General features: G+C 56.4%; 1 protein-coding gene. It reads left to right on the top strand.

Annotated features, from left to right (window positions below):
- A partial coding sequence (locus J9889_RS13135) for a DDE-type integrase/transposase/recombinase (protein WP_210556953.1) occupies positions 1 to 578 on the top strand: 578 nt, incomplete at both ends.

Here is a 578-nt window from a genome sequence, read left to right as displayed (position 1 = left end):
TCCGTTCGTGTTCATCGAAAACCGGGTTGGCAAGATGGTCGTCATCATCGCCAGCGTGATGATGCAGCCTTACTTGGCCGTATCATGGAGGCGATGGCAGAGCTTCCCTCCTATGGCTATCGCCGGGTCTGGGCGCTGTTACGGCGTCAGTCTGAGGCAACAGAACAACCTGTGGTAAACGCTAAGCGGGTATATCGCGTCATGCGCGAACATGGCTTGCTGCTGGAAAGAAAACCAGCTGCACCATTGGCCCAGCAGGCACATAAGGGGCGTGTTGCCGTCAAGGAGAGCAATCGACGGTGGTGCTCAGATGGCTTCGAGTTTCGCTGCGATAACGGTGAAAAACTACGTGTCACGTTCGCCATGGATTGCTGCGATAGGGAAGCGTTGGACTGGGCGGCCAGTACTGGGGGTTACGATAGTGACACTGTGCAAGATGTCATGCTGAGGTCTGTCGAACATCGCTTTGGGGATTCGTTGCCGGCATCACCGGTGGAGTGGCTGACTGATAATGGCTCGGCGTATCGAGCCCATGAGACCCGCGCGTTTGCACGAGAAATCGGGTTGGAGCCCAGAAC

This window comes from Aeromonas sp. PrichA-15 (assembly GCF_017939245.1).
Classification (GTDB): Bacteria; Pseudomonadota; Gammaproteobacteria; order Enterobacterales; family Aeromonadaceae; genus Aeromonas; species Aeromonas caviae.
Note: the sequence above shows the minus strand (reverse complement) of the source record. Positions and strands in the feature narration are given on the sequence as shown.